25 protein-coding genes, 1 other RNA gene and 1 pseudogene are annotated in these 26129 nt (G+C 58.7%); 11 read left to right on the forward strand and 16 right to left on the reverse strand.

Going from position 1 to position 26129, the window contains the following annotated elements; genetic code table 11:
• Window positions 1-63 precede the first annotated feature (63 nt).
• Together JL05_RS23090 and acrR are read right to left on the reverse strand one after the other, a co-directional pair.
• A complete protein-coding gene (locus JL05_RS23090; protein WP_004940282.1) occupies window positions 64-417 on the reverse strand; it encodes a DsrE/DsrF/TusD sulfur relay family protein in 354 nt (117 codons plus the stop codon).
• An 11-nt stretch (window positions 418-428) separates the two neighbouring features.
• A complete protein-coding gene (gene acrR, locus JL05_RS23095) occupies window positions 429-1112 on the reverse strand; it encodes a multidrug efflux transporter transcriptional repressor AcrR (RefSeq protein ID WP_048322347.1) in 684 nt (227 codons plus the stop codon).
• 142 nt (window positions 1113-1254) lie between these two features.
• Between acrR and sdeX the strand changes: the two genes are divergently transcribed.
• The 4 genes from sdeX (at window position 1255) to ykgO (ending at window position 6199) form a co-directional block, all read left to right on the forward strand.
• Entirely contained in the window at window positions 1255-2442 is a 1188-nt protein-coding gene (gene sdeX, locus JL05_RS23100; protein ID WP_004940290.1) for a multidrug efflux RND transporter periplasmic adaptor subunit SdeX, read from the forward strand.
• A gap of 17 nt (window positions 2443-2459) precedes the next feature.
• Window positions 2460-5606 carry a multidrug efflux RND transporter permease subunit SdeY gene (sdeY, locus tag JL05_RS23105; protein WP_033633987.1) on the forward strand — a complete coding sequence of 1049 codons (3147 nt, stop codon included), beginning with the start codon at window positions 2460-2462 and terminating at the stop codon, window positions 5604-5606.
• 185 nt (window positions 5607-5791) lie between these two features.
• The gene (locus JL05_RS23110) at window positions 5792-6046 is read left to right on the forward strand and encodes a type B 50S ribosomal protein L31 (RefSeq protein ID WP_004940303.1); all 255 of its coding nucleotides are present in this window, start codon (window positions 5792-5794) and stop codon (window positions 6044-6046) included.
• Window positions 6047-6058: 12 nt separating this feature from the next.
• Window positions 6059-6199 (forward strand): type B 50S ribosomal protein L36, encoded by a 141-nt coding sequence (ykgO, locus tag JL05_RS23115; RefSeq protein WP_004940304.1) that lies wholly within the window; start codon window positions 6059-6061, stop codon window positions 6197-6199.
• 107 nt (window positions 6200-6306) lie between these two features.
• Here ykgO and JL05_RS23120 read toward each other — a convergent pair whose 3' ends face one another.
• From JL05_RS23120 to JL05_RS23130, 3 genes are read right to left on the reverse strand one after another with little or no spacing between them, the layout of a single operon-like run.
• Window positions 6307-7185 (reverse strand): metal ABC transporter substrate-binding protein, encoded by an 879-nt coding sequence (locus tag JL05_RS23120; protein WP_021504668.1) that lies wholly within the window; start codon window positions 7183-7185, stop codon window positions 6307-6309.
• A 24-nt stretch (window positions 7186-7209) separates the two neighbouring features.
• Window positions 7210-8067 (reverse strand): metal ABC transporter permease, encoded by an 858-nt coding sequence (locus JL05_RS23125; RefSeq protein WP_033633988.1) that lies wholly within the window; start codon window positions 8065-8067, stop codon window positions 7210-7212.
• On the reverse strand, window positions 8064-8777 hold the full coding sequence (locus tag JL05_RS23130) for a metal ABC transporter ATP-binding protein (RefSeq protein ID WP_033634146.1): 714 nt from the start codon (window positions 8775-8777) through the stop codon (window positions 8064-8066). The genes JL05_RS23125 and JL05_RS23130 overlap by 4 nt, the downstream gene beginning before the upstream one ends.
• Window positions 8778-9182: 405 nt before the next feature.
• Between JL05_RS23130 and JL05_RS23135 the strand changes: the two genes are divergently transcribed.
• From JL05_RS23135 to hha, 3 genes are all read left to right on the forward strand, one after another.
• Window positions 9183-9536, forward strand: a complete 354-nt coding sequence (locus tag JL05_RS23135; RefSeq protein WP_004940311.1) for a hypothetical protein — start codon at window positions 9183-9185, stop codon at window positions 9534-9536.
• A 158-nt stretch (window positions 9537-9694) separates the two neighbouring features.
• On the forward strand, window positions 9695-10063 hold the full coding sequence (tomB, locus tag JL05_RS23140; protein ID WP_004940312.1) for an Hha toxicity modulator TomB: 369 nt from the start codon (window positions 9695-9697) through the stop codon (window positions 10061-10063).
• A gap of 49 nt (window positions 10064-10112) precedes the next feature.
• Window positions 10113-10316: a hemolysin expression-modulating protein Hha gene (gene hha / locus JL05_RS23145; protein WP_004940313.1), complete on the forward strand. Its 204-nt coding sequence runs from the start codon at window positions 10113-10115 to the stop codon at window positions 10314-10316.
• Window positions 10317-10582: 266 nt separating this feature from the next.
• Here hha and JL05_RS25805 read toward each other — a convergent pair whose 3' ends face one another.
• Window positions 10583-10828, reverse strand: a complete 246-nt coding sequence (locus tag JL05_RS25805; protein ID WP_302848139.1) for a cytochrome b — start codon at window positions 10826-10828, stop codon at window positions 10583-10585.
• 3 nt (window positions 10829-10831) lie between these two features.
• Complete coding sequence (locus JL05_RS25810; protein ID WP_050501286.1) at window positions 10832-11107, reverse strand: hypothetical protein; 276 nt, start codon at window positions 11105-11107, stop codon at window positions 10832-10834.
• Window positions 11108-11436: 329 nt separating this feature from the next.
• Here JL05_RS25810 and JL05_RS23155 point away from each other — a divergent pair, with 329 nt between their 5' ends.
• On the forward strand, window positions 11437-13377 hold the full coding sequence (locus JL05_RS23155; RefSeq protein ID WP_033633989.1) for a flavin monoamine oxidase family protein: 1941 nt from the start codon (window positions 11437-11439) through the stop codon (window positions 13375-13377).
• A 50-nt stretch (window positions 13378-13427) separates the two neighbouring features.
• On the opposite strand, the gene JL05_RS23160 is transcribed toward JL05_RS23155, so the two are convergent.
• The 3 genes from JL05_RS23160 to JL05_RS23170 are packed head-to-tail and all read right to left on the reverse strand — an operon-like array spanning window position 13428 to window position 16944.
• On the reverse strand, window positions 13428-14798 hold the full coding sequence (locus tag JL05_RS23160) for an amidase (protein ID WP_033633990.1): 1371 nt from the start codon (window positions 14796-14798) through the stop codon (window positions 13428-13430).
• A gap of 36 nt (window positions 14799-14834) precedes the next feature.
• Complete coding sequence (locus tag JL05_RS23165) at window positions 14835-15989, reverse strand: hypothetical protein (protein ID WP_202963936.1); 1155 nt, start codon at window positions 15987-15989, stop codon at window positions 14835-14837.
• A gap of 55 nt (window positions 15990-16044) precedes the next feature.
• Window positions 16045-16944 (reverse strand): nitrilase family protein, encoded by a 900-nt coding sequence (locus JL05_RS23170; protein WP_033633991.1) that lies wholly within the window; start codon window positions 16942-16944, stop codon window positions 16045-16047.
• Between the two features lie 269 nt (window positions 16945-17213).
• On the opposite strand from JL05_RS23170, the gene JL05_RS23175 reads away from it, so the two are divergent.
• On the forward strand, window positions 17214-18248 hold the full coding sequence (locus JL05_RS23175) for a LacI family DNA-binding transcriptional regulator (RefSeq protein ID WP_033633992.1): 1035 nt from the start codon (window positions 17214-17216) through the stop codon (window positions 18246-18248).
• Between the two features lie 45 nt (window positions 18249-18293).
• Here the strand turns inward: JL05_RS23175 and ffs are convergent.
• Window positions 18294-18390: signal recognition particle sRNA small type (ffs, locus tag JL05_RS24510), an RNA gene on the reverse strand.
• Window positions 18391-18546: 156 nt separating this feature from the next.
• Here ffs and JL05_RS23180 point away from each other — a divergent pair.
• Window positions 18547-18861, forward strand: a complete 315-nt coding sequence (locus JL05_RS23180) for an MGMT family protein (protein WP_033633993.1) — start codon at window positions 18547-18549, stop codon at window positions 18859-18861.
• 64 nt (window positions 18862-18925) lie between these two features.
• Here JL05_RS23180 and JL05_RS23185 read toward each other — a convergent pair whose 3' ends face one another.
• Window positions 18926-19417 carry a YbaY family lipoprotein gene (locus JL05_RS23185; protein ID WP_004940318.1) on the reverse strand — a complete coding sequence of 164 codons (492 nt, stop codon included), beginning with the start codon at window positions 19415-19417 and terminating at the stop codon, window positions 18926-18928.
• Between the two features lie 231 nt (window positions 19418-19648).
• On the opposite strand from JL05_RS23185, the gene tesB reads away from it, so the two are divergent.
• Window positions 19649-20512, forward strand: coding sequence for an acyl-CoA thioesterase II (tesB, locus tag JL05_RS23190; RefSeq protein WP_004940320.1), 864 nt, complete (start codon window positions 19649-19651; stop codon window positions 20510-20512).
• A gap of 90 nt (window positions 20513-20602) precedes the next feature.
• On the opposite strand, the gene amtB is transcribed toward tesB, so the two are convergent.
• The 4 genes and pseudogenes from amtB to smdA all read right to left on the reverse strand — a co-directional run bounded on the left by amtB (window position 20603) and on the right by smdA (window position 26087).
• Window positions 20603-21889: an ammonium transporter AmtB gene (amtB, locus tag JL05_RS23195; protein WP_033633994.1), complete on the reverse strand. Its 1287-nt coding sequence runs from the start codon at window positions 21887-21889 to the stop codon at window positions 20603-20605.
• A gap of 35 nt (window positions 21890-21924) precedes the next feature.
• Window positions 21925-22263 carry a P-II family nitrogen regulator gene (gene glnK / locus JL05_RS23200; protein ID WP_004940327.1) on the reverse strand — a complete coding sequence of 113 codons (339 nt, stop codon included), beginning with the start codon at window positions 22261-22263 and terminating at the stop codon, window positions 21925-21927.
• A gap of 278 nt (window positions 22264-22541) precedes the next feature.
• The gene (gene smdB, locus JL05_RS23205; protein WP_033633996.1) at window positions 22542-24320 is read right to left on the reverse strand and encodes a multidrug efflux ABC transporter permease/ATP-binding subunit SmdB; all 1779 of its coding nucleotides are present in this window, start codon (window positions 24318-24320) and stop codon (window positions 22542-22544) included.
• A pseudogene (smdA, locus tag JL05_RS23210) lies at window positions 24313-26087 on the reverse strand (multidrug efflux ABC transporter permease/ATP-binding subunit SmdA). The gene smdB and the pseudogene smdA overlap by 8 nt, the downstream one beginning before the upstream one ends.
• Between the last annotated feature and the right edge of the window lie 42 nt (window positions 26088-26129).

A 26129-nucleotide genomic window follows, 5' to 3' on the forward strand; every position in this document is an offset into this window, starting at 1 on the left:
TCACGACAGCCGGCAGGCAACGAACAACAAAAGCGTTGCCGGTGATGTCCCATTGTCGCGAAATCAGAAAGTCAGCACTTTCTCCGCAGCCAGCGTCCACTGCGCCAGCTCGACCAAGGTGCCGATCGCCACGCCGTCCGCCAGCGGCAAACGGCTGACGCCGCGCGCGTCGGCGCAGGTCTTGCACAGCTTGACCGGCACCTGCTGCGCGGTGAGGATTTCCAGCATCTGCTGCAGGTGGTACCCCTCGTGCGGCTGCTGCCCGGCCAGCCCGGCCACCACCGCATCGGACATCAGAAACAGCCGCAGATCGAGACTGCTCTGCTGCTCTTTCATGGCGATGGCCAACCGCAGCGCATTGAACAAGGATTCGTGGCCATAGGCGGCGCCGTTGGCGATGAGAACGACTGATGACATGAAATCTCTCCTTATAAAGGCAGGGAGCCGGCGTTGGACGGTGCTGCCGTCGGCATATCGGATCTGAGGCGCAAGGTGGGGCAAAACTGCAGCATCTCCAAAAACGCATCCACCAGCGCTTCGGCTTCAGCCCGCAGATCGAAACTTTCCGGCATAAACAGCCAGTTTTCCAGCAGGCCGGTGATATAACCGCGCAGGATGATCGCCGCGCGACGAGTGTGCAGATCGGCCGGCAATTGCCCGTGGTGAATGCAGTTGTACAGCACCGCTTCGATGCGTTCGTAACCGGCGAGGTACAGCACCTTGCGCGAATCCAGCAGCGGCATCATTTCACCGACAAACTCGCATTTGTGGAATATAATTTCCATCAACGCCCGCCTGCGGCCGTCTTCAACCGTAGACGTCAGAATGTAAATCAGAATTTCCCGGATAACCCGCAGTGGATTATCGGGAAACTTTGCCTGATACTCTGTTTCGAGCTGGTCAATTTTCGGCTCGGTAGATTCCCAAACTTCATTAAACAGGTCTACCTTATTCTTGAAGTGCCAGTAAATGGCTCCACGCGTAACCCCAGCAGCGGTGGCAATATCTGTCAGTGACGTTGCAGCAACGCCACGTTCAGAGAACTCTCTCACCGCAGCATCGAGGATTTGCTGTCGGGTTTCTTGCGCCTGCTGTTTGGTTTTTCGTGCCATGGCATTGTTATTTAGGGGGAGTGTGATTTACATACATTCGCGAATGTATGTACCATAGCACGCACATATAATTAACGCAGCAATGGGTTTTAAAGCTTGTGATCCATTGATCATTTTAAAATCGGACACTTGAGGTTTTTCTATGAACAAAAACAGAGGGTTAACGCCTCTGGCGGCCGTTCTGATGCTTTCAGGCAGCTTAGTGCTAACAGGATGTAACGATAAAGAAACCCAACAGCAAGGTGCCCAACAACAGGCACCTGAAGTGGGCGTAGTCACCTTGAAGGCCGAGCCTCTCAACATCACTACCGATCTTCCTGGCCGCACCGCTGCGTATCGTATCGCCGAAGTTCGCCCTCAGGTCAGTGGCATCATCCTGAAGCGCAACTTCGTCGAAGGCAGCGATATCAAGGCCGGGACGTCTCTGTACCAAATCGATCCCGCAACCTATCAAGCCAGCTACGACAGCGCGAAAGGCGATTTGGCCAAAGCACAGGCCAGCGCTTCCATCGCACGCGTGACGGTAAACCGCTACAAGCCATTGCTGGGTACCAGCTATATCAGTAAGCAGGACTACGACAACGCCGTCTCCACGCTGCAGCAAGCGGATGCCGCCGTGGTGGCCGCCAAGGCCGCCGTCGAAACCGCGCGCATTAATCTGGCGTACACCAAAGTGACCTCCCCGATCTCTGGCCGCATCGGCAAATCCGCCGTGACCGAAGGCGCGCTGGTCAGCAACGGCCAGGCGACCGCCCTGTCCACCGTGCAGCAGTTGGATCCGATGTATGTCGACGTCACCCAGTCGAGCACCGACTTCCTGCGCCTGAAGCAAGAACTGGCCAGCGGCGCGCTGAAGCAGGAAAATGGCAAGGCCAAGGTGAAACTGATGCTGGAAAACGGCACCGAATATGCGCAGGAAGGCACGCTGGAATTCTCTGACGTCACCGTCGATGAGACCACCGGCTCCATTACCATTCGCGCCCTGTTCCCTAACCCGAACGATACGCTGTTGCCTGGCATGTTCGTGCGCGCCCGTCTGGACGAAGGCGTGCGCAGCGATGCGCTGCTGGTGCCGCAGCAAGGCGTCACCCGCAATCCGCGTGGTGAAGCGACGGCGTTAGTGGTCGGTGCAGACGATAAAGTTGAGCTGCGCACGCTGAAGGCGGATCAGGCGATTGGCGACAAATGGCTGGTTACCGATGGCCTGAAAGCCGGCGATCGCGTGATCGTCTCCGGCCTGATGAAAGTGCATCCGGGCGCGCAGGTAAAGGTGCAGGAAGTTGACACTCAGGCGCAAAAACAGCCGCAGTCTGAAGCGCAGAAGTCATAAAAAGGAGCCTGTAATACATGGCTAAGTTCTTTATAGACCGCCCAATTTTCGCCTGGGTAATCGCCATCATCGTCATGTTGGCGGGGGTGCTTGCAATAATGAAACTGCCGATCGCGCAGTATCCCACTATTGCACCGCCGGCGGTGAGTATTTCCGCCACCTACCCGGGCGCAGATGCCAAAACGGTGCAGGATACCGTCACGCAGATTATCGAACAGAACATGAACGGTATCGATAACCTGATGTACATGTCCTCCACCAGTGATTCCTCTGGTAGCGTCACCATTACTCTGACGTTTGAATCCGGTACCGATCCTGACATCGCGCAGGTTCAGGTTCAGAACAAACTGTCGTTGGCCACCCCGTTGCTGCCGCAAGAAGTTCAGCAACAGGGCCTGAAAGTAGAAAAATCCAGCAGCAGCTTCCTGATGGTGGCCGGCTTCGTTTCCGACGATCCGAACATGACGCAGGACGATATTGCGGACTACGTGGCGTCCAACATCAAGGATCCGATCAGCCGTTCGTCCGGCGTGGGTGAGGTGCAGCTGTTCGGTGCCCAGTACGCGATGCGTATCTGGCTGGATCCGAACAAGCTGAACAACTACCAGCTGACGACCACGGACGTGACCTCCGCCATCACCGAGCAGAACAACCAGATCGCCGCTGGCCAGCTGGGCGGCCTGCCGCCGGTGCCGGGGCAGCAGTTGAACGCCTCGATCATCGCGCAGACCCGTCTGACTTCGCCGGAAGAGTTCGGCAAGATCCTGCTGAAGGTGAATACCGACGGTTCCCAGGTGCGCCTGCGCGACGTCGCTCACATCGAGCGCGGCGCGGAAAGCTATGCCGTTACCGCGCGTTATAACGGCAAGCCTGCCGCCGGCCTGGGTATCAAACTGGCAACCGGCGCCAACGCCTTGAACACCGCCAAAGGTGTGAAAGACGAGCTGGCCAAGATGGAGCCATTCTTCCCGCAAGGGATGAAAGTGGTTTATCCGTACGACACCACCCCGTTCGTTAAAATCTCCATCAACGAAGTGGTGAAAACGCTGATCGAAGCCATCATCCTGGTGTTCCTGGTGATGTATCTGTTCCTGCAGAACTTCCGCGCGACGCTGATCCCAACCATCGCGGTGCCGGTAGTACTGTTGGGGACCTTTGCGATACTCGCGGCGTTCGGCTTCTCGATAAACACCCTGACGATGTTCGGCATGGTGTTGGCGATCGGCCTGCTGGTGGATGACGCCATCGTGGTGGTGGAAAACGTCGAGCGCGTCATGTCCGAAGAGGGGCTGCCGCCGAAAGAAGCCACCCGTAAATCGATGGGCCAGATCCAGGGCGCGCTGGTGGGCATCGCCATGGTGCTGTCAGCGGTATTCGTGCCGATGGCGTTCTTTGGCGGCTCAACCGGCGCCATCTATCGCCAGTTCTCGATCACCATCGTGTCCGCGATGGCGCTGTCGGTGCTGGTGGCCTTGATCCTGACGCCGGCGCTGTGCGCCACCCTGCTCAAACCGATCCCGAAAGGCGATCACGGGGTTAAAACAGGCTTCTTCGGCTGGTTTAACCGCATGTTCGAGAAGAGCACGCATCACTATACCGACAGCGTGGGCAACATCCTGCGCAGCACCGGCCGCTATCTGATCATCTACCTGCTGATCGTGGTTGGCATGGGCCTGCTGTTCCTGCGCCTGCCTTCCTCGTTCCTGCCGGACGAAGATCAGGGCATCCTGTTGACCATGGTGCAGTTGCCTGCCGGCGCCACCGAGTCCCGCACCAACAAAGTGCTGGAAGAAGTCTCTGACTACTTCCTGAACAAGGAAAAGGACAACGTGGTTTCGGTGTTTACCGTCGCGGGCTTCGGCTTCAACGGTAACGGCCAGAACAACGGCTTGGCATTCGTCAGCCTGAAAGACTGGGGCGAGCGTCCGGGGGCCGGGAACAAGGTCGAAGCGATCGCCGGTCGCGCCATGGGCGCCTTCTCACAGATTAAAGAAGGCCTGGTGTTCCCGTTCAACCTGCCGGCGATTATCGAACTCGGTACCGCAACCGGCTTCGACTTCGAGCTGATTGACCAGGGCGGCCTGGGGCACGAAAAACTGACCGAAGCGCGTAACCAGCTGTTGGGCATGGTTGCTCAGCATCCGGATGTGCTGGTGGGCGTGCGCCCGAACGGCCTGGAAGATACCCCGCAGTTCAAACTGATCGTCGATCAGGAGAAAGCCAAGGCGTTGGGTGTCAGCATCACCACCATTAACAGCACGCTGAGCACCGCGCTGGGTGGCTCGTACGTCAACGACTTCATCGACCGCGGTCGTGTGAAGAAGGTGTACGTACAGGCCGAAGCGCCGTTCCGCATGCTGCCGGAAGACATCAACAAGTGGTACGTGCGCGGTACCAGCGGCCAGATGGTGCCATTCTCCGCCTTCTCCTCGGCGAAATGGGAATACGGCTCACCGCGTCTGGAACGCTATAACGGCTTGCCGTCGATGGAAATTCTGGGCCAGGCCGCACCGGGCAAGAGTACCGGTGAAGCGATGAACCTGATGGAACAGCTGGCGTCCAAACTGCCAAGCGGCATCGGTTACGACTGGACCGGCATGTCCTATCAGGAACGTCTGTCGGGCAACCAGGCGCCGGCGCTGTACGCTATCTCGATTCTGGTGGTGTTCCTGTGTCTGGCGGCGCTGTATGAAAGCTGGTCCGTGCCGTTCTCGGTCATGCTGGTATTGCCGCTGGGGGTTATCGGTGCGTTGTTGGCCGCGACAATGCGCGGCATGAACAACGACGTGTACTTCCAGGTAGGGCTGCTGACTACCATTGGTCTATCGGCGAAGAACGCCATCCTGATCGTGGAATTCGCCAAAGACCTGATGGAAAAAGAAGGCAAAGGCCTGATCGAGGCGACATTGGAAGCAGTGCGTATGCGTCTGCGTCCAATCCTGATGACGTCCCTGGCCTTCATCCTCGGGGTTCTGCCGCTGGTTATCAGCAGCGGTGCGGGCTCCGGCGCACAGAACGCGGTTGGTACCGGCGTTATGGGCGGGATGATCACCGCTACCGTCTTGGCGATCTTCTTCGTACCGGTGTTCTTCGTGGTGGTTCGCCGCCGCTTCAGCAAGAAGAACGAAGACCTGGAACACAGCCATCCGGTAGAGCACCACTGATCGCTCAGTGATGTGAGCTCCACCCGATAATCGAAAGGCCGCGCATGCGGCCTTTTTCTTTTGCTTCAGCAGGTTAATGCAAACCGTTCTCATTAATTCGCTCGTGAGTGCAATTTACGCTTGATCATGATGCCAGGTCGGCGCATAATTATTGTTATAATATAACATTGCATGAGAAGACCATTATGAAACCCGGCATCCATCCCGATTATCGCACCGTGGTGTTCCACGACGTCAGTGCCAATGCCTACTTCAAAGTGGGATCGACCATCAAAACCGATCGCACTATCGAACTGGACGGCGAAAGCTGGCCGTATGTCACCCTCGACGTCTCTTCCGCTTCGCATCCGTATTACACCGGTAAGCAGAAAGACTATTCCAAAGAAGGCAGCACGGCGCGCTTCCAGCAGCGCTTTGGCCGCTTTATCGGCAATAAGTAACAAGGAAACCCCATGCAGGTATTGAGTTCATTGCGTTCGGCGAAAAATCGCCATCCGGATTGCAAAGTCGTGCGTCGTCGTGGCCGCATCTATGTGATCTGTAAAAGCAATCCGCGATTCAAAGCGGTACAGGGACGTAAGAAAAAGCGTTAACTCCCAAGTGTCATCTGTCGCAAAGCCCCGTTGCTGCTCAACGGGGCTTTTTTTTATGGCGAGAAAGTGCCTGCAAGCTGCCCCCCACCCGCGGGCGGGGGCAGAGATTACTTCATGCTGCTCAGCAACGTGTCGACATTGTGTTTGAACGCCTGCTCATAGGTGGCCGCCGGGCCGCCAGCGCGGGAGAGCGCTTCAGGGTACAGCTCGCCGCCCGCCTTGGCGCCGGTGGCGGCGGCAATCTGCTTCACCAGCCGCGGATCGGTCTGGTTTTCGATAAAGTAAGCGTTAACCTTCTCCTGTTTAATCTGCTTAATCAGGCTCGCCACGTCGCTGGCGCTGGCTTCCGCTTCGGTGGAAAATCCGACCGGGGCAAGGAAGGTGACGCCATACTCTTGTCCAAAGTAGCCAAAAGCATCATGGCTGGTCAGCACCTTACGTTTCTGCGGCGGCACTGCGGCGAACTGGGTTTTGGCCCACAGATCCAGCTTTTGCAGCTGCTGAATGTAGTCGGCGCCGCGCTGGCGAAAATAGTTGGCATCCTCAGGATCGGCGGCGATCAGGGCGTTCATCACGTTGGTGGCGTACTGCACGCCGTTTTTCATGCTGTTCCAGGCGTGAGGATCGGTAATCGGTTTTCCATCCTCTTCCATCTGGCGGGTGTTGATGCCCTGTGAAGCGGTGATCACCTGCCCTTTATAACCCGAAGCATTGACCAGGCGATCGATCCACCCTTCCAGCCCCAGGCCGCTGACAAATACCACATCAGCCTGAGCCAGCTTCTTGCCGTCCTGCGGTGAAGGCTCGAAACTGTGCGGATCGCCATCCGGCCCCACCAGCGTGCTGACCTTGACGTGATCGCCGCCCACCTGCTTGACGATATCTCCGAGAATGGAAAAGCTGGCGACGGCGTCGACAGTCTTCGCCATCGCCAATGGGCTGGCCAGCAGAGCAGCTACCGCCAGCGATATAGGTAAACGTTTCATATTTTCTCCTTGCAAATGGCACTCTCAACGGCGCGCAAAGGCGTAAATGCCTCCGCGCGTTCCAAACAGGATCGAGACAAAAAAGAGGATGCTGGCGCTGAGCACGATCGCCGGGCCGGCGGGAAGCGAAGCGTGATAGGACCACACCAGCCCAATCAGACTGGAAAGCGCGCCGATGCCCATCGCCGTCGCCAGCGTCTGCGGCAGATTGCGCGCCCAGAAGCGCGCGCTGGCGGCGGGCAACATCATTAACCCAACCGACATCAGGGTGCCGAGGATCTGGAATCCCGCCACCAGATTGACCACCACCAGCGACAAAAACAGGCCGTGGATCAGCGCCAACCGGCGCGGCGCGTTAACGCGCAGGAAAGTGACGTCGAAGGATTCGATAACCAGCGCGCGGTACAGCGCCGCCAGCGCCAGCAGCGAAACCGAGGCGATCGCACCGACCATCAGCATCGCCTGCGCATCCACCGCCAGGATCGAACCGAACAACACGTGCAGCAGATCCACGCTGGAACCGCGCAACGAGACCAGCGTGACCCCCAGCGCCAGTGAGCCCAGATAGAATCCGGCGAAGCTGGCGTCCTCTTTCAGCGGCGTGCGGCGGCTCACCAGGCCGGACAGCATCGCCACCGCCAGCCCGGCGATAAAGCCGCCTACGCCCATCGCCACCAGCGACATGCCGGAAATCAGATAACCGATCGCCGCGCCGGGCAACACCGCGTGGGACAACGCATCCCCAACCAAGCTCATGCGGCGCAGCAACAGAAACACGCCCAGCGGGGCTGCGCTGAGCGACAACGCCAGGCAGGCCATCAGCGCGCGGCGCATAAAACCGAAAGAGAGAAAAGGATCGATAAGCCCATGCAATAGCATCATGGCGTCACCGCCCGCAGATCCGGCAGCCGGTCGGCGGCGTGATACCTCGGCACCTGTTCCAGCACTTGCTCGGCCGCGCCCCAGTGGCAAGCCTGCGGCGTCAGCAACAGCGCCTGCGGAAAATGCTCGGCGACCATCGACATATCGTGCAGCACGGCGATCACCGTTTTCCCCTGCCGGTGCAGTTGCGCGATCGCCTGCAGCAGGATCTGCGTGGTGGCGCTGTCGATACCGGTGAAAGGTTCATCCAGCAAAATCAGCGGCGCCTGTTGGACCAGCAGGCGTGCAAACAACACCCGCTGCAGCTGGCCGCCGGAGAGCTCGCCCACCGGGCTGTGCGCCAGCGCACTCATGCCGACGCTCGCCAGCGCCTCATTAACCTGGCTCGCCGCATGCTTGTTCATACCGCCGAGCATGCCGCTTTGCGGCCAACAGCCCATCGCCACCAGATCGCTTACCGCGATCGGGAACTGCCGATCCAGCTCCGCCTGCTGCGGTAAGTAAGCTCTGCGCGGCGGCTTTCCGCCGCTGAAATTCAGGCTGCCGCCCATCGGCGGTAACAAACCGGCGAGCGCTTTCAGCAATGTCGATTTTCCGGCCCCATTGACGCCCACCACCGCGGTTAACGAACCGGCGGTAAACTGCCCGCTCAGCGGCGGGAAAAGCGGCGTGGCGCCATAGCCTAGCACCAGCTGACGCAGCATGATCATGGCAGCGATACCGCCCAAAAGATGCCGAGCCACAGCAGAGCCAGCAGCACAACGGCCCCCGCACAACGCGCGGCAGCGGAGGTGGTGAACAACGAATTCAGTGACGGCGCGGCGCCATGTCGTGAAGTGGGAATCAATGTGATGACCAAAATGATGGGTTAATGGTTACAATATAACATCACAACAACTGCCGTAGCTCAAGCTAGGGCGCGACAATAATGCAACGGAACGTAACAATCCCTAGCACAGCGGATCTCCCCCCCGTCCTCCTTACAAAACCCAGGGATATTTCCATTCGGTTGGAATGTTGGCGTAAGGTAAAGAACAGCGGTAAATCGAAAAATTTACCGACGAGGGCGGAAAAGGAGTAAGATAAGCAGATAACATTGTTGTTGGCCGAGATTAATGCTTGTTACCCTTGCCTGTAACCTGGACGTCAACGCACTTTCTGTTAAAAAATTAAAGAAAGTGGTTCATGACAATATTGCGGAGTTAGTGCCGGCGCTGACCAGCGGACTCAGCTTTTATTCTGAAAGCGCACGCTATGCCGAAGATTCATTAGAAATACTTGATATAGTGCAGCAAGGTGACAGCGATTATTCAATGAGTTATCGTTATAAGTGGGGCATTTTTAATGCCTGCCTGGATATCAACAGCGAAGATATCATCAACGACAGCGTCCGGTTTCGAGTGACGGCGCGGGGTTTAATCTTCGACATCATTGATAACTCACGCCCATCAACTGCGGATGAATTGTAAGTTTAAGTAATAACTACAGGCCAAACGCGAAAAAATGATTTATATTCATTTTACGGGAAGTTTATTTAACCACCGTTAAGCTGCCTCCGTTCATGATGTAAATCAGCTTACTCACATAGTGTTATCACACCGCAATTAAGACTTACGGAGGGGATGATATGGATGAGTATTCGCCTAAGCGACACGACATTGCTCAGCTCAAATTCTTGTGCGAAAATTTGTATGATGAAGGTATCGCTACCCTGGGAGACAGTCATCATGGGTGGGTCAACGATCCGACGTCCTCCGTCAACCTGCAGCTTAATGAGTTGATCGAACATATCGCTTCGTTTGTGATGAGTTATAAAATTAAATACATGGACGAATCTGACCTGTCGGAGTTAGTCGAAGAATATCTCGACGATACCTATACGCTGTTCAGCAGCTATGGTATCAATGATTCCGACCTGCGCCGCTGGCAAAAAACCAAGGCGAGATTATTCAGAATGTTCTCAGGAGAGGACATCTGTACGACAATGAAAACTTAGGGGATAATTATTCCCAAGCTATTTTACGGTTATTAAACTAAAGGCCACCATGACTAAAACCGACTATCTGATGCGTTTACGTAAATGCACCACGATTGATACTCTCGAACGTGTTATTGAGAAAAATAAGTACGAGCTTTCCGATGATGAACTGGAGCTGTTTTACTCAGCGGCAGATCATCGTCTGGCAGAGCTCACCATGAACAAACTGTATGACAAAATCCCCACCTCCGTTTGGAAATATGTCAGATAATCAGCCCCCAACGCGTTGAGCCGATGCTTTTATCGGCTTCAATGTTCAAGTTGAATACGTACTTTTCCTATTGACAACAAAAACGCCAACGCTTCTCTTTTCCATTGTTAATAATCATTGCCGAACGCCACTCTTAATATGTCAGATTCGCATACGCATTGTCTGCGCGGCGCCGAAGCAAAACCGACAAAGCCGCGCGGCGGTGGCCTATTTTCATGCGGCCACGGCCGATAAAAACCTCTCCTGTCAATATAAGGCCATGCGCTTTAGAACATGCGGCGCAGAATAGTCCGTTTGACGAAGCAGTGGTGTTTTATCACCGCCGATACATGAATCACCATCATGGCCGATAACGCAATGCATGAATAACGGTGTGCGGCGAGAAAGAACTGATTCACCTCGAGATTATTGACCGGGCAGGGGAAATCGATAAACCCGAACACGGCGAATCCGTTCTCCAGCATTAAAAATCCGCTAATCAGTACCAGGCAAATAAGCAGATAGAAGCAAATGTATCAGCCCTTCTCATACCCTTTCAGCATTTCGCTATAGGGAGCCGCAGGCAGGTAAAAACGCCAGGCGAAACGAACGGCCATCAACGGCGTCAGGATCGGAGAGATGTTTTTGGCCGCAATCACTTTCAGCACGTTATTCGGCATACCGATCACTGCATAGTCATACACATCCAGCACGTTCAGCAAGAATTGATAGCACTGCAGCTCATTGAGCCGCTCATAGCTGCACACGACCACCTTACCTTTTTCCTGAATATCCGTGCCAAAAAGTCTCATCGGCTCACTTGTCTCCGCACGATGAGCCGCATCACACCTACGCTTCTTTCAACGCACATGCGCCCTTCACTCGCCCGCAAAAACATTAGAAACTATAACCATTAAAATAATTACCAAAAAATCAGAACCAGCACCACAAAATCAAAAAAATACAAAAATAACAACAAGTAATACATTAAATAACTTTCATCAAGCCAGAATCACCAAATTTCAACGCGGGTTGACCTGGATCATTTAGCGCCAAACAAGTAAGTAATCATAAACAAAAATCACTATATTCAACTGCTGATAGCGTCTAAAAACCTAAACCCAACCCTAAAGGAAACACGATGACGATTGGCAGCAGCTATAACTATCCCGCACAGCGCGCCGCACAACTGGCCGCCGCGCAAAAACTGCATACCTCCGGCGCCTGGGGCGGCCGTTATCCAAACCCGCCCGATTTGTCGTTCGATTACCGTCGGCTGGTAGAGCAAACCGGCGGTATTGCTCAGGCGACGGCGCCAGACCATAAAATCTGCATTATAGGCGCAGGCATCACCGGCCTGACGGCGGCGCGCGAACTGTATCGCTGTGGCTTCAATAACGTGACCGTCATGGAAGCGGGCGACCGCATCGCCGGCCGCCATTACACCATTACCGACGTCGCAAACCAGGGATTGGCAACCCGCTACGCCCCCTTCGAGATGGCGGCGATGCGCATGCCTTACTTTAATCTGGCCGGAGAAACGCCTGACGATGGCTGCTCGCTGCTGGCCTACTACGCCAGTGAATTTGGGCTTTCGATTCAAGATTTCCCCAACCCCGGCACGCGATGGGTCGCTTCAACCGGCATTTACCTGCAAGAAGGCTTGGTGCACGGCGGCGCTGAACCTATCATGCAGGTATGGGTCAACCCGGATGGCACGACGCCTCCGCCGACCGCTCAACTGCAGGCGGTATTCGACAAGTGGAAGACGTTTGAAAAACTAATGGTCGACAAAGTCAGTGAAACTTATGGTTCAGACGATTGGGAGGTCATGTGGCAAGCCATTGTCGAGACCTATTCCCGCACGGCCTTCCGCGACTTTGTCAAGGCGCCGGCCATCGAGCATTGGGATCCGGAGAACCCGGGAAACTTCGGCGGGCTGGCAATGAGCGATGAAGAGTCCAACATTTTTTACTCCATCGGCTTTGGCGATGGCAGTTGGGGCGCCTTCTACGATGTTTGCACCCTCTACCCCTTGCGCACGGCGATATTCGGTTTCGGCAGCCAGCTGCAACTCATCCACGGGCGTTATGATCCAGACGGTGCCTTTAATCCCGGCCCCTTTGCCGAGGCGCTGACGCTGCCGGATGCCTATGGCCGCCGTTTTGAAGGCCCCCGCTATCGTGGGGTGCGCACGTTTGACGACTGCATGCTATTCCTGCCGCCGCAGGGCAAGGCGCTGTCGTTTTATGAGCACGCCATGCAGCGCCAGGCCGGGTTTGGCACGCAGCAGCGCGTGAAGCGCATCGAGAAGCGGGAAAACGGCATTCGCGTTCACTATACCGTGGGCGCAGACACCGCAATGGCGTATGAAGATTTCGACTCGGTCGTGGTGACGGTGCCATCCTGGATCCTGGAAGTCGACGTGGAACTGCAAGGCTTCTCACCACAACAGTTACCGCAAACCATCACCCGCGCTTACAAAACCGCCCACTGGGAAACCAGCTGTAAAGTTTATGCGCCGTTGGATCCGACATTTTTCACCGATCCCGGCAATAAAATCCCTCAAATCCTGGTGACCGATACCTTCGTTCACGACGTTTACGCCTATCAATACAGCGTCGGCGGTTATGAAACACCCTGTATTCTTCTCAGCTATACTTGGGAAGACGACGCCACCAAGCTGGCGTCTTTCAGCGACGCCGCTCTGGTCGAAAAATGCGTGGCGGAGCTGGACCGCATCCTGTTGCGTTCACAAAATATCGGCCAACCTATTTCGCCCTACATTCAAACTGAGCACGCGCGCGTCGTACGTTGGATCACCGAGCCGAACTCGCTCGGCTGCGCTAAGCTTTACCGCGCAGGAACCTATGCCGATGCCATGAGCCTGCTGGCCTACAACCGCGATACCGCAGCGCACTCCGGGCTCTATTTGGCCGGCGAGTCTTTCTCCGTCGATGCCGGCTGGACGGAGCCTTCGCTGCGCGGCGCCATTGATACCATCATCAATCTTTGCAACAACACCGGCGCGCACTTCAACGGCGGATTCAGCATAGAAGATTACCCTCACTACCAAGTGTAATCGCATTACATTACGCAAGGCGATCTGCCGGATCGCCTTGCGCCGTCCACTCACCGCGCGGCGGCCAGGAGCTGCCGCGCCGCGTCGATCAGCAACCGATCCCTCCCTTTCGCCGCGATCAACTGACACCCCACAGGGAGCCCGTTCAGCCACCCGCACGGGATAGTGATCGCCGGCAGCCCCAGCAGATTCCATATGCTGGTCAGGCTGAGCAGTGCGTCGCGAACGCCGCAGACACGTCCGCCGAGAAACAGCGTCCGCGCATGCAACGCAGGCGCGCAAACGGGCACCGTCGGCATCAGCAGCACATCGCAGCATTCGAACACGCGCGCGAAACGGCGCGACAGCGCCTCGCGACGCGCCAGCGCACGCACATATTCCCATCCTCTGACCTCGCGCGAAGCGATGAGCCGCTGCAACACTTCGGGTTGAAAGCGCTCCGGCCACTCGGCCACGCGCTCGGCGTGCACCTCATAGGCCTCACTCTTTTGTATCTGCCCAAGAACCAGCTGCATCTCGCTTGCCCACGGGGCGATCTCGACGGCAGACGGCAACCTCCGCCCACAGGCTGCGCGCAGCCAAGCCTCCGCCAGCGCGACGACCTGCGGATCCTGCGGGCCAAAAGCCGCTGGCGGCACCCAATGCAGCCGCAGCCCAGCGACATCGGCCGCAGGCGATGGCGCATCGTCGGGCGCCAATATCGCGTAAACGGCGGCGACGTCGGCGGGAGAGCCGGCGATGATCCCCACATGATCCAGGCTGCGCGAGAGCGGAAAAACCCCCTCGGTTGAGATGGCGCCATAGCTGGGCTTAAACCCCACCGTGCCGGTCAACGCAGCGGGGATCCGCACCGAACCGCCGGTATCCGTACCCAACGCGACGGGCACGATGCCGGCGGCCACCGCAGCGGCGCTGCCGCAACTCGAGCCCCCCGTCATTTTCGACTTGTCCCAGGGATTACGGGTCGCCCCCTGCAAAGCGCAATCGCCGGTCGGACCATAGGCAAACTCGTGCGTCGTCGTCTTACCGAGTATGATGGCGCCGGCTTTTTTTAAGGCCGCAACGCAGTCGGCGTCCTGTTCCGGCACAAAGTCCCGAAAATGCGCGGACCCCATGGTCGTTGGCATACCGGCCGTCATAATGTTGTCCTTAATGCCGACGGGCACCCCGTGCAATATGCCCAAATCCTTCCCCGCCGCTAGCAGGGTATCCGCCTCGGCAGCGCTGCGCCGGGCCTGTTCCGCGGCGATATGGGTGAAGGTATTCAGCTCAGGCTCGATCGCGGCGATGCCGGCCAACGCGTGTTCTGTCAGCTCAACCGCGCTCGTTCGCCGGCTGCGCAGCGCCTGCGCCAGCTGTTCCAGGCTTTTCCCCGCGAAATAACCGTCTGTTAAAGCAACATTCGGAGTCGTTAGCGACATAATGAATTCCTACAGATAAAACGATGCACGCGGCCGTTAATGACCGCCGCTCCCCGGCAACAGCCCCAACGCCGGCACGATCAGCAACGTGCTGAACGCCATCGACAACACATTGCCCACATAAGGGTGAAAGTCCTTGGGCAAACGGCGAGAAAACGCCGCGGCCAAAGGAGGTCCCAACAGCGCCCCCAGCAAGGCTCCACCGACGATCGCCGTCGCGGTACCGCCGTAGGCCAACACGGCGGCCGGCGCCACCGACACCACCGGGATGTAGGTGGGATACCAGCCTTGGGCAATCCACTGACGGCGCCAGACCACGACAGCAATCGCGGCGGCCAGCGCCTGAGCCGTCAAGATTTCCGCCAGAAGTCCGGAACCGTAAGCGGGCGACAAGGCGTTCAGCGCGGTGGCCAACAATACCCCCGCAATGAGGCCGGCGCTCGCCCACTCGTTGCCGAAAAAAGGTGATTCGGTAAAGTCCGCCAGCATCCTGCGCACGGTCCAGACCGGCCCAAAAACCTGTTCGGGAGGCAGTGCGGCGACGATCTGCGGCGCGTTGTCGTGGGTCGTCAGCCACGGCAGGCGGCGATACAGCATAAACGCAACCACGCTTCCCAACGCCATGCCGCCAACGTTGCCGATCACGCCCGGCAGCGCCAACGGCGCAAAGACAAAATTAACCAACAACAGCGACGACGGCGTCACCAACAATGCCCCCAGCACCGCGCCAACGACGGTTATTTTCCATCCCCGGCCATACATCAGCACCGTCGCGGCCGGCAGTGAAACAAAGGCGACAAAGGTCGGTTGCCACCCTTGCCCGTCGCGGATCGTCCATCCCCATAACAGGTTGCTGAGCACCAATCCCAGCGTTGAACTGAGCAGCAGCCAGGGCCACAGCCCCGTCGCATAAGAAATGGCGAACCCCTGCCATTGACTGCCCCTGCGGCACGCCCGCCAGGCCAGCGCGCCGCCAGCCAACATGCCGAGAGAGGCCAGCTCATGTTTGTAGAACGTCGCCTCGCTCATATCCCCCAGCACCCACCTCAGCCAGGCTAACGGCGCCGGCCACTGCGCCAACATCGACGTGTAATCGGGCCAATGCGCCGTGCGCCCCACCGCCGTCGCCAGCTGCGCGGCGAGCGCCAATGCGGCCGCCAGCGCGGCGGCCGCCGCGATATTCAGCGCCACCGTCCCGCATTTTATTCCCCGGATTGAAACCGACCTGTTCTCCATAAGGGCCGCCTCACCGAGGGAACGCTGGATGAATGCGATAACCCAACATCGCGTCGTAAACATCGGTGCGGCGATCGCGATGCAGGTCGTTCAGGCTGTTCCAGATTGGTGCGCTGCGGGCCGCGCACAGATCGATATCCGCATATAAAATGGTTTCATCTTCCGCCGACGCGATCGCGCCGATCGGCCAACCGTTGGTGCCGGCAATCAGCGAACACCCCAGGAAACGTTCGCCGCGATCGCTCCCCACCCGATTCGCCGCAGCGATAAAGACATTGTTGACGTGTGCGGCGGTCATCGTCAGATAAGACGCCATACAGCGGCCGGCTTCATCAAACAGCGGCGGAGGCGTCCACACCCAGTTGTTCACGCTGCAAATGATATCTGCGCCTTGCTGCGCCAACAGGCGGGGCACCTCCGGGAACCAGATGTCCCAGCACACCAGCATGCCGATACGCCCTATCGGCGTATCGAACACCGGGAAACCCAAATTGCCTGGAGTAAACCACAGCTTTTCCAGATTCCACAGGTGCGCCTTGCGGTAGTGACCAATGAATCCGTCGGGGCCAACCAGCACGGCAGTGTCGTACAGCTGTGCGCCATCGCGCTCCGCCACGCCGGCGACCAGATAAACATCGTGCTTTCTGGCGAAGTCCATCCAAACCTGAACGCTGGGGCCGTTTGGCACCTCTTCTGCATGGTCGAACGCCTCTTGCCGGTGGGTAAACAGGTATCCGGTATTGGCCAGTTCGGGTAGCACGATCAAATTCGCCCCTGCCGCAGCGGCTTGCTGCGCCAGCCCCAGCCCGTATCGCAAGTTGCGTTCGCGGTTCTCCGTGCCCACCTGCGGATCGAACTGAACGACGGCAACCCGCACCGGACTGACACACGTTTTGTTATTCTCGTTCATTCTCTTTTCCCCGATTGTTTTTATCATCAACCCAAACGTTTGGGTTAACCAATACGCCTTTACCCAAACGTTTGGGTTTGCTAGGTTTATGATCGTAAGCCAACCAAGTCAATACGGGTTGTTGTTGTTTTGTTAAATAACGTGAGCCGCATCATGGTTAATAAATAAACAAGAGCCGTGTTGTGATCGAATTCGTGGCATGATGTCGAGGCTTGGCGGCATGCCGCCCTGCGCTGTTTCCGCCAATTCGCCCAGCCGAGAAGGAAAACATGGAGAACACCGATAAACCCATTACGCTGAAAGCGCTCGCCGCTCGCCTGGGCATGCATGTTTCCACCATTTCCCGCGTGTTGAACGGCTCGCAAGATGACGCCTCTCTGGCCGCCTCGCCGGAAACCGTGCAACGCATCAGACAGCTCGCCGCAGAATTGAACTATCGCCCCAACCCACACGCCACCAGCTTGAAAACGCAGCGCAGCCAGGTGATTGGCGTCCTGGTGCCTCGCCTTTCCGATCTGGTGCTGGCCACCATTTACGAGGGCATTGACGAGGCGGCGGCCAAAAACCGCATATCCACCTTTGTCTCCAATACCCACGATCGGCCGAACACGCAACAAGAGCGCGGGGAAATGGCGCTGGCCAGGCGGGTGGACGGCCTGATCATCGGTGACGCTCACCTGACGTCGGACAATCGTTTTCTGGCGGACATCGCCGCGCGAGGCGTGCCTTTCGTGCTGGTCAGTCGGCGCGCCGGCGAGCATTGCGCCGTCACGTGCGATGACTATCTCGGCGGTGAGCTGGCGGCGCGGCACCTGATCGAGCAAGGTCATCGCCGCATCGCCGTCGTCTCCGGCGAACCCTTCGCCAGCACCGGCCTGGATAGAACAGCCGGCTTTATCCGTTACTGCCGCCAGGCCGGCATTGAAATGCCGGACGCCAACATCATCCCCAGCCATTTCGATACAGCATCCGGCCACCAGGTCGGCATTTCGCTGCTCTCCGGGCCGCGGCCGCCAACCGCCGTTTTCGCCGTCAATGACTTTCTGGCGATTGGCTTAATGGGCGCTGCGCGAGACTGCGGATTGACGCCAGGCCGCGATATCGCCATCGTCGGCTTCAACGATACGCCGCTGGCCGCTCAGTTGCCGATCGCACTGAGCAGCGTGCGCTCGCCAATGCGGGATATGGGCTACCGCGCGATGGAATTGCTGTTGAAAAAAATGAAAGGAGAAACGCCGGCGTCGCTGAAGCTCGAGCCACGGTTGGTTATCAGGGAAAGTTCGCGCGGCGTGCCTGCCCGGTAATCAGGGCGAACGATGGCGGAAAATGGGGGCCCAAATGGGTGGGGACCCTGCCAGCTACATCCCGGCACACACGTCACCTGCTGCGGCTGCTTCCTTCCGGACCTGACCGAGTTCACAAGTTAGTGTTGCGGGAGAACCAACAGGGCCCCCATTGACGGCTTCTGTACTCCGAAGCGGTGGGCATTATCGGCGATGCCCCACCAAATAGCAAGCCAACCGGGGCCAACCGCTGTTTTCTTGCCCACCTGCATTGTGGCACACTCTTCGCCTGGGTTTTGACTCGTGCAGGAACAGCAATATGCAACCAGAAGACGCCTCTTTCAGCCAGCGGGTTTTCCATATCGTGGCCGCCATCCCGTTCGGCAAAGTCACCACTTACGGTGAAGTCGCCCGGCTGGCCGGCTCGCCGCGCGCCGCGCGTCAGGTTGGCGGCGTGCTGCGGCGTTTGCCGGAAGGCAGCGCACTGCCCTGGCACCGGGTGATCAACCGCCACGGACAGATCTCGCAGCAGGGGGAGGATTTTCAACGGCAACGGCAGGCACTGCTGGCGGAGGGGATAATTTTCGGCCCGCACAGCACGGTCGATTTCGAACGCTACGGCTGGCGCTGGTAAAACAAAACAGCCTTTGGCCGAAGCGCAAAGGCTGTTTATTTCATCTTGCTGTACCGCAGTAAGTTTACTGCATGGCGGTTGGCGCAGCCTGAATCGGCACACCCTGAACCGGAACCAGCAGCAGATCGGCGCGGGTGCCGTTGCGGTTAACCACTTCCTGGATGGTGTCGGTAATGAACATCAGGCGCCCGTTGACCGTCACCGCCGCGCTCAGAATGATGCGCGCATTCGGTTGGATGTCGGACGGGTTGTACGGCAGCGTAAAGCTGAATGGCGCCTGCTGCCCTTCAGTACGCACCGCGCGCTGTGCAATCACTTTGGACGGCGCATCTGCCAGCGAAGCGTCAGAGAGGGTGACCGTCAGTACGGCGTCCGGCGGCAGCGCAATGCGCTGACGTATATTAACCGAACCTGTCACCGCCGGGCCCTGAATCTGCGTTTGCGCAGCCGCCGGGTTACCGGCCGTCTGTGTAGGCACATCGGCACTCTTTTGCGCGCATCCTGCCAGCGTGATCGTCAGTGCCGCAGCACCGCCTACGATTTGCCAGAGTTTCATGGATCGGTCTCCTTTTTTATTATCAACATGTTGGTGGCTTTCACCACCTCACCTATTAAACCTAGCACAAAACACTGATAAATCCACTTTACCCCGCCTATTAATCACTTAAACAGCCCAAGGCGTCCATGATTAAGAGCATTCTCATCGGCCCCTTAACGCAAAATGTTGACGCCGCGCCGTGATATTCCGCACACTGCGCAAAATGATTATTAGAAAGGTAACAACTTTATGAGCCAGGCATTGCAAAACCTCCTCGATCTGCTGGATCTGGAGAAAATCGAAGAAGGGTTGTTCCGCGGTCAGAGTGAAGATCTGGGACTGCGCCAGGTGTTCGGCGGGCAGGTGGTCGGCCAGGCGTTGTACGCCGCCAAACAGACGGTGCCGGACGAACGCAGCGTGCATTCGTTCCACAGCTACTTCCTGCGCCCGGGTGACAGCAGCAAGCCTATCGTTTACGACGTGGAAACCCTGCGCGACGGCAACAGCTTCAGCGCGCGCCGCGTCAGCGCCATCCAGCACGGCAAACCTATCTTCTATATGACCGCCTCCTTCCAGAGTCCGGAAGCGGGTTTCGAGCATCAGAATCTGATGCCGGACGTGCCGCCGCCAGAGGGGCTGCTGTCTGAATCAGAGATCGCCCAGAAGCTGGCGCATATGCTGCCGGAAAAAGTGCGCGAAAAATTTATCGGCCAGAAGCCGATCGAAATGCGCCCGGTGAAATTCCATAACCCGCTGAAAGGCAGCGTGGAAGAACCGCATCGCTACGTGTGGTTCCGCGCCAACGGCAGCATGCCGGACGATCAGCGCATCCACCAATATCTGCTGGGCTACGCGTCGGACTTTAACTTCCTGCCGACGGCGCTGCAGCCGCACGGCGTCGGTTTCCTCGAGCCGGGCATGCAGGTGGCCACCATTGACCACTCAATGTGGTTCCACCGTCCGTTCCGCATGGATGACTGGCTGCTGTACGCGGTGGAGAGCTCCTCTGCCTCCGGCGCACGGGGCTTTGTGCGCGGCCAGATTTATACCCGCGACGGCGTACTGGTCGCCACCACCGTGCAGGAAGGGGTGATTCGCCAACGCGACGCCTGATCCGCAGCATAAAGAAAGGGGCGATGTTTCCATCGCCCCTTTTGGCTTCATCATTATTTTAGTCTTTAGCGCACTGCCCTGCTTTGAGCCTTACTGGTTGTAGGCGCTCTCGCCGTGGCTGTTGACGTCCAGCCCCTCGCGTTCCTGCTCCTCCGGCACTCTCAATCCAACCATGGCGCCCGCGATCTTGAAGGCGATAAAGGCGGCGACGCTCGACCACACCAGCGTGATCAGCACGCTCACCAGCTGGATCCAGACCTGATGGCCCATCGTCACCCCTTCGGCGTAACCGGTGCCGCCCAGTGAAGAGGCGGTGAACACCCCGGTCAACAGGCAGCCGACGATGCCGCACACCCCGTGCACACCGAACACGTCGCAGGTGTCGTCCACTTTCAGCCATTTTTTCAGCGTCACGACGCCCCACAGGCCGGCGACGCCGCCCACCAGGCCGATGATCAACGCCCCGCCCACGCCCACGGTGCCCGCCGCCGGCGTCACTGCTACCAGCCCGGCGATCATGCCGGAGCAGGCGCCCAGCAATGAAGGCTTGCCGCGCAGCACCCACTCGGCGAAGGTCCAGGAGAGAATGGCGCCCGCAGTGGCAACCACGGTGTTGAGGAATGCCAGAGCCGCAATGCCGTTGGCCGCGCTGGCGGAACCGGCATTGAAGCCGAACCAGCCGATATACAGGATAGACGCCCCGGTAAACACCATCGGCAGGTTGTGCGGTTTGAAGGCCTCTTTACCGAAGCCGGCGCGCTTGCCAATCAGGTAGGCGCCGATCAACCCGGCGCTGGCGGCGTTGATGTGCACCACGGTGCCGCCGGCGAAATCCAATGCGCCGTCGGCGGCCAGGTAACCGCCGCCCCACACCATGTGCGCGATCGGCAGATAAGACAGCGTGAACCACAGGATCGCGAAGATCAGCACCGCCGAGAAGCGAATGCGTTCGGCGAAGCCACCCACCACCAGCGCCACGGTGATACAGGCGAAGGAGGCCTGGAAGGCGACGTGGATCATCTGGCTGATGCTGCCGGTGACGCTGTCGATGCCGATGCCTTTCAGCATCGCCGTCTGGAATCCGCCGAACACCGCATTGCCCTCGCTGAACGCCAGGCTATAGCCATACAACACCCACAGCACGCAGACCAGCGCGAAGGTGACGGTGACCTGCGTCAGCATCGACAGCACGTTTTTGCCGCGCAGCAGGCCGCCGTAAAACAGCGCGATGCCGGGCAGCGTCATGAACAGCACCAACGCGGTGCAGATCATCATAAAGGCGTTGTCGGCCTTATCGGCGACCGCCGGGGCGGCCAGGGCCAAAGAAGGAACCAGGGTTACCGAACTCAGGCCCAACATGGATAACAGTCTTTTCATTATCAATCATCCCCATCACTTAACTGAGTTCGCGGTTACAGTGCCGATTCGTCGGTTTCGCCGGTGCGAATACGGATCACGCGTTGCAATTCGGCAACGAAAATTTTGCCGTCGCCGATTTTGCCGGTGTAGGCGGCTTTGCTAATGACATCAACCACTTCATCCAACTGATCGTCGGCGATGGCGATATCGATTTTGACCTTGGGCAGGAAGTTGACGTTATATTCGGCGCCGCGATACAGCTCGGCGTGCCCTTTCTGGCGGCCAAAGCCCTTCACTTCGGTTACGGTCAACCCCTGAATGCCCACGGAGGACAAGGCCTCGCGCACGTCCTCCAGCTTGAACGGTTTGATTACCACGGTCACCAGCTTCATATTGCCTCTCCACGAATTAAGCCCAAACTCACCCCGGTACGCCTCATATGTAGCAAGGGCTGTGCCAAATTTTATTTTGCATGGCGATTCAGCGGATTAGCGAGCACGCGGGCGGCGCCGCGGCGCGGTGCAGTACCGATACCTTGAATGGGTTAAATAATGCGCACTGATTTGGTGCGCGTCGCGTCGAAAAAGTGCAGAAAGGGGGCGTAGCCTGGCGGAGTTGCCTGCTTGTGGTGCGTTGTGAAAAATAAGGGCCGCGATCGCGGCCCGTGGGATCAGGCGGGTTGGCTCTCGTCGCGCACCGCTTCCGCCAACTGCTCGCCCGCCAGCTGCAGCTGATACATCTGGTAGTAGCGCCCCTGCTGCGCCAGCAGCTGTTGATGGTTGCCCTGCTCCACCGCCTGGCCGCGATGCAGCACCAGAATAGAATCGGCATCGACGATCGTCGAGAGGCGGTGAGCGATCACCACCAGCGTGGTGTGCTCGCGGATCGCACGCAGCGCGCGCTGGATAGCCTGTTCGGTGCCCGAGTCGATATTGGCGGTCGCCTCGTCGAGGATCAGGATCTGCGGCGCCTGCACCAAGACCCGTGCCATCGCCAGCAGCTGTTTCTGCCCAACCGACAGGTTATTGCCCTGCTCCCCCAGCCGGGTATGGATACCCTGTGGGAAGCCACGCACCAGATCCGCCAGCTGCACCGTTTCCAGCGCCCGCCAAACGGCGTGTTCCTCGATATTGCGCCCCAACGTGACGTTGGCCAGCACCGAATCGGCGATCACCACCGGATCCTGCTGCACCATCGCCACACCCTGGCGCAGCGTGCGGTGCGACAAGCTGGAGATCGGGCGGCCATCGAGACGCACTTCTCCCTCGCTGACCGGGTAATAACCCATCAGCAGGTTGGCCAAGGTGCTCTTGCCGCTGCCGGTGTGCCCGACCAGCGCCACGAAGCCGCGCGACGGCACCGACAGCGAAATATGCTGCAGCACCTTTTTGTCCGCGCGGTAAGCGAAGCTCAGATCGGTGATGTCGATGCGGCCGCCAGCCAACGGACTATCGTCGGTACCGTAACTCTGCTGGCTGCGATCCATCAGTTCGAAAATACGTTCGCCGGCCACCACTGCCTGCTGCAGGATCGACTGTTGTGACGTCAGCTCGATCAACGGTTCGTTCAAACGCCCCAGGTAGTTGATGAAGGCATAGAGTACGCCGACGCCAATCACGCCTTCACCGCTGAAGCCAAACAACATCAGCAAACCGCACAGCACCAGCGCCGAAAACAGGCTGAGCAGCGGCCGCAGCAGGAAACCGTCGAGCCGCAGCGTCTGCATGCGCGCGAGATAGTGCGACTGGCTGGCGGCGCTCATGCGTTCGCCGAAGCGCACCTGCTGGCGGAATTGCTGGATCACGCCCATGCCGTTGATCACTTCGTTGAAGCCGTCGTTGATGTCCGCCAGATAACTGCGCACCCGGCGCACAATCGGCGTGCTGTAATATTGATAGATGCCCATCACCACGAACACCGCCGGGAAGATGCAGATAGCCACTAACGCCATGCGCCAGTCGAGGCTGAACATCGCCACCAGCATGGCGCCGATCAGCGCGGCGCTTTTCAGCACCGTGGAGACCACCATCACGTACAGGTCCTTGATCACTTCGGTGTCGTTGGTGACGCGCGAGATCAATTGCCCGACCGGTTGCGTGTCGAAGGCGCTGAGCGGCTGGCGCAGCGCGGCGTCCATCACGTCGGTGCGCAGCCGCTGCACCACGCCTACCGCCGCCTGGTTGAACAGCAGCGCCTGGAAGTAATGCAGCGCCGCCGCCAGCAGCTCCAGCAGAATGTAGGCCGCCGCCAGCCCGCCGACGATCATCAGCGGCAGTTGCCCTTTGGCGACGTAATTATCGATAAAATAGCTCACCAGGATCGGCCCGGCGACTTCCGCCGCCGCCGCCACCCACAGCATCAGCACCGCCACCCCCAACGGTTTGCGGTACGGCGAACCGTAGGCCAACAGGCGCTTCAGCGTCGGCCACAGCTTTTGCACTTTATTCATCGGCCAACGCCTCCTCACCGTTTTCCGGCGCTTCGTCCAGCGCCGCTTCCAGCTGCTGATAGCGGTACATATCGCGATACCAGCCCGGCTGCGCCGCCAGCGCCGCCGGATCGCCGCGCTGCGCCACGCCGCCATGCTGCATCACCAGGATTTCGCTGGCCTCGGTTAATGCCGACAGCCGGTGTGCGCTGATGATCACCGTGCGATCTTGCCCCAGCTGCGCAGGTTGTGCAGGATCTGGTGTTCGGTACGGCCATCCACCGCCGATAGCGCATCGTCGAGGATCAGGATCTCCGCATCCAGCAGCAGCGCGCGCGCGATGGAGATGCGCTGTTTCTGTCCGCCCGACAGCATCACGCCGCGTTCGCCCACCTCGGTGTCATAGCCCTGCGGCAGCCGCAGAATGTCCTCATGGACGCTGGCCAACCGCGCCGCCTGTTCGATCTGCGCCTGCGTCGCCCCCGGATGGCCCAGTGCGATGTTGTTCGCCACGGTATCGGAGAACAGGAACGGCGTTTGGCTCACCACCGACAGCCGCGAACGCCAGTCGTCGAGTTTGACCTGCGGCAACGGCAGGCCGTGATAGCGGATCTGCCCTTGATCGACGTCGAACTGGCGCTGGATCAGCGACAGCAGCGTCGATTTGCCGGCCCCGGTCGGCCCGCACAGCCCCAGCATTTGCCCTGGTTTCAGCGTCAGCGCCACATCGTGCAGCGCCGGATGCGGGTTTTCCGGGTAGTGGAACGCGCGGATATCCACCTCCAGCACGCCGCGCCCGGCCGGCAACGCCTGCGGGCCATCCTGCACCGCCGGCGCCTCGTCGAGCAGGCTGCGGATGCGGCTGTAGGCTGCGCTGCCGCGCTCGACGATGTTGAACATCCAGGCCAGCGCCAGCATTGGCCAGATCATCAGGCCGAGGTACATCACAAAGCTGGTCAGTTGCCCGAGCGTCAGCGAACCGTTCACCACCATCCAACTGCCGCCGCCGATGGCCAACAGGTTAGACGCGCCGATGGCGATATAAATGGTCGGATCGAAGCGCGCATCCACCCGCGCCACGTGCATGTTCTTGGCCCCGGTCTGCGCCGCGACGTCGGCGAAGCGGTTGGATTGGTGATCTTCCAGCCCGAAGGCCTTGATCATGCGGATGCTGGTCATGCTTTCCTGCGCCTGATCGTTCAGGCTGGAAAACGCCGCCTGCGCCGATTTAAAGCGCTGGTGCAGCTGGTCGCCGTAATATTTGATGGCGATCGCCATCAGCGGCATCGGGATTAACGCCAACACCGTCAGCTGCCAGCTGATTTGGGTGCTCATCACCACCAGCACCACCACCCCCATCACCAGCGAATCCACCAACGTCAGCACGCCTTCACCGGCGGCGAACACCACGCGATCCACATCGTTGGTGGCGCGCGCCATCAGGTCGCCGGTGCGATGACGCAGGTAGAACGCCGGGTTTTGTCGGCTGAGCTGGCGGTAAAAGTTTTCGCGCAGTTCGACCGCCAGCTGGTAGGAAGCGCCAAACAGCAGCACCCGCCACACATAGCGCAGCAGATAAACGACGATCGCGGTGCCGATCATCAGCCCGAGCCAGGCCAACAGCACGCCGGTGGACATCTGTTTTTCGGTGACGCCGTCCACGATGATGCCGACCAGCTTAGGCGGCAACAGTTGCAGGATGGCGATGACGATCAGCAGCACCACCGCCCCGAGGTAGCGGCGCCACTCCCGGCGGAAGTACCAGCCGATTTGTGCAAATAATCTCACGCAGTTTGATTCCAGGATTTTATGGGATTTGTCTCTTTTTCT

It is taken from the genome of Serratia nematodiphila DZ0503SBS1 (assembly GCF_000738675.1).
GTDB lineage: Bacteria > Pseudomonadota > Gammaproteobacteria > Enterobacterales > Enterobacteriaceae > Serratia > Serratia nematodiphila.

Excerpts from the sequence above, each read along its gene's own strand:
- JL05_RS23090 (WP_004940282.1), bottom strand. The coding sequence starts at position 417 with ATGTCATCAGTCGTTCTCATCGCCAACGGCGCCGCCTATGGCCACGAA.
- acrR (WP_048322347.1), bottom strand. The coding sequence starts at position 1,112 with ATGGCACGAAAAACCAAACAGCAGGCGCAAGAAACCCGACAGCAAATC.
- sdeX (WP_004940290.1), top strand. The coding sequence starts at position 1,255 with ATGAACAAAAACAGAGGGTTAACGCCTCTGGCGGCCGTTCTGATGCTT.
- sdeY (WP_033633987.1), top strand. The coding sequence starts at position 2,460 with ATGGCTAAGTTCTTTATAGACCGCCCAATTTTCGCCTGGGTAATCGCC.
- JL05_RS23110 (WP_004940303.1), top strand. The coding sequence starts at position 5,792 with ATGAAACCCGGCATCCATCCCGATTATCGCACCGTGGTGTTCCACGAC.
- ykgO (WP_004940304.1), top strand. The coding sequence starts at position 6,059 with ATGCAGGTATTGAGTTCATTGCGTTCGGCGAAAAATCGCCATCCGGAT.
- JL05_RS23120 (WP_021504668.1), bottom strand. The coding sequence starts at position 7,185 with ATGAAACGTTTACCTATATCGCTGGCGGTAGCTGCTCTGCTGGCCAGC.
- JL05_RS23125 (WP_033633988.1), bottom strand. The coding sequence starts at position 8,067 with ATGATGCTATTGCATGGGCTTATCGATCCTTTTCTCTCTTTCGGTTTT.
- JL05_RS23130 (WP_033634146.1), bottom strand. The coding sequence starts at position 8,777 with ATGATCATGCTGCGTCAGCTGGTGCTAGGCTATGGCGCCACGCCGCTT.
- JL05_RS23135 (WP_004940311.1), top strand. The coding sequence starts at position 9,183 with ATGCTTGTTACCCTTGCCTGTAACCTGGACGTCAACGCACTTTCTGTT.
- tomB (WP_004940312.1), top strand. The coding sequence starts at position 9,695 with ATGGATGAGTATTCGCCTAAGCGACACGACATTGCTCAGCTCAAATTC.
- hha (WP_004940313.1), top strand. The coding sequence starts at position 10,113 with ATGACTAAAACCGACTATCTGATGCGTTTACGTAAATGCACCACGATT.
- JL05_RS25810 (WP_050501286.1), bottom strand. The coding sequence starts at position 11,107 with ATGAGACTTTTTGGCACGGATATTCAGGAAAAAGGTAAGGTGGTCGTG.
- JL05_RS23155 (WP_033633989.1), top strand. The coding sequence starts at position 11,437 with ATGACGATTGGCAGCAGCTATAACTATCCCGCACAGCGCGCCGCACAA.
- JL05_RS23160 (WP_033633990.1), bottom strand. The coding sequence starts at position 14,798 with ATGTCGCTAACGACTCCGAATGTTGCTTTAACAGACGGTTATTTCGCG.
- JL05_RS23170 (WP_033633991.1), bottom strand. The coding sequence starts at position 16,944 with ATGAACGAGAATAACAAAACGTGTGTCAGTCCGGTGCGGGTTGCCGTC.
- JL05_RS23175 (WP_033633992.1), top strand. The coding sequence starts at position 17,214 with ATGGAGAACACCGATAAACCCATTACGCTGAAAGCGCTCGCCGCTCGC.
- JL05_RS23180 (WP_033633993.1), top strand. The coding sequence starts at position 18,547 with ATGCAACCAGAAGACGCCTCTTTCAGCCAGCGGGTTTTCCATATCGTG.
- JL05_RS23185 (WP_004940318.1), bottom strand. The coding sequence starts at position 19,417 with ATGAAACTCTGGCAAATCGTAGGCGGTGCTGCGGCACTGACGATCACG.
- tesB (WP_004940320.1), top strand. The coding sequence starts at position 19,649 with ATGAGCCAGGCATTGCAAAACCTCCTCGATCTGCTGGATCTGGAGAAA.
- amtB (WP_033633994.1), bottom strand. The coding sequence starts at position 21,889 with ATGAAAAGACTGTTATCCATGTTGGGCCTGAGTTCGGTAACCCTGGTT.
- glnK (WP_004940327.1), bottom strand. The coding sequence starts at position 22,263 with ATGAAGCTGGTGACCGTGGTAATCAAACCGTTCAAGCTGGAGGACGTG.
- smdB (WP_033633996.1), bottom strand. The coding sequence starts at position 24,320 with ATGAATAAAGTGCAAAAGCTGTGGCCGACGCTGAAGCGCCTGTTGGCC.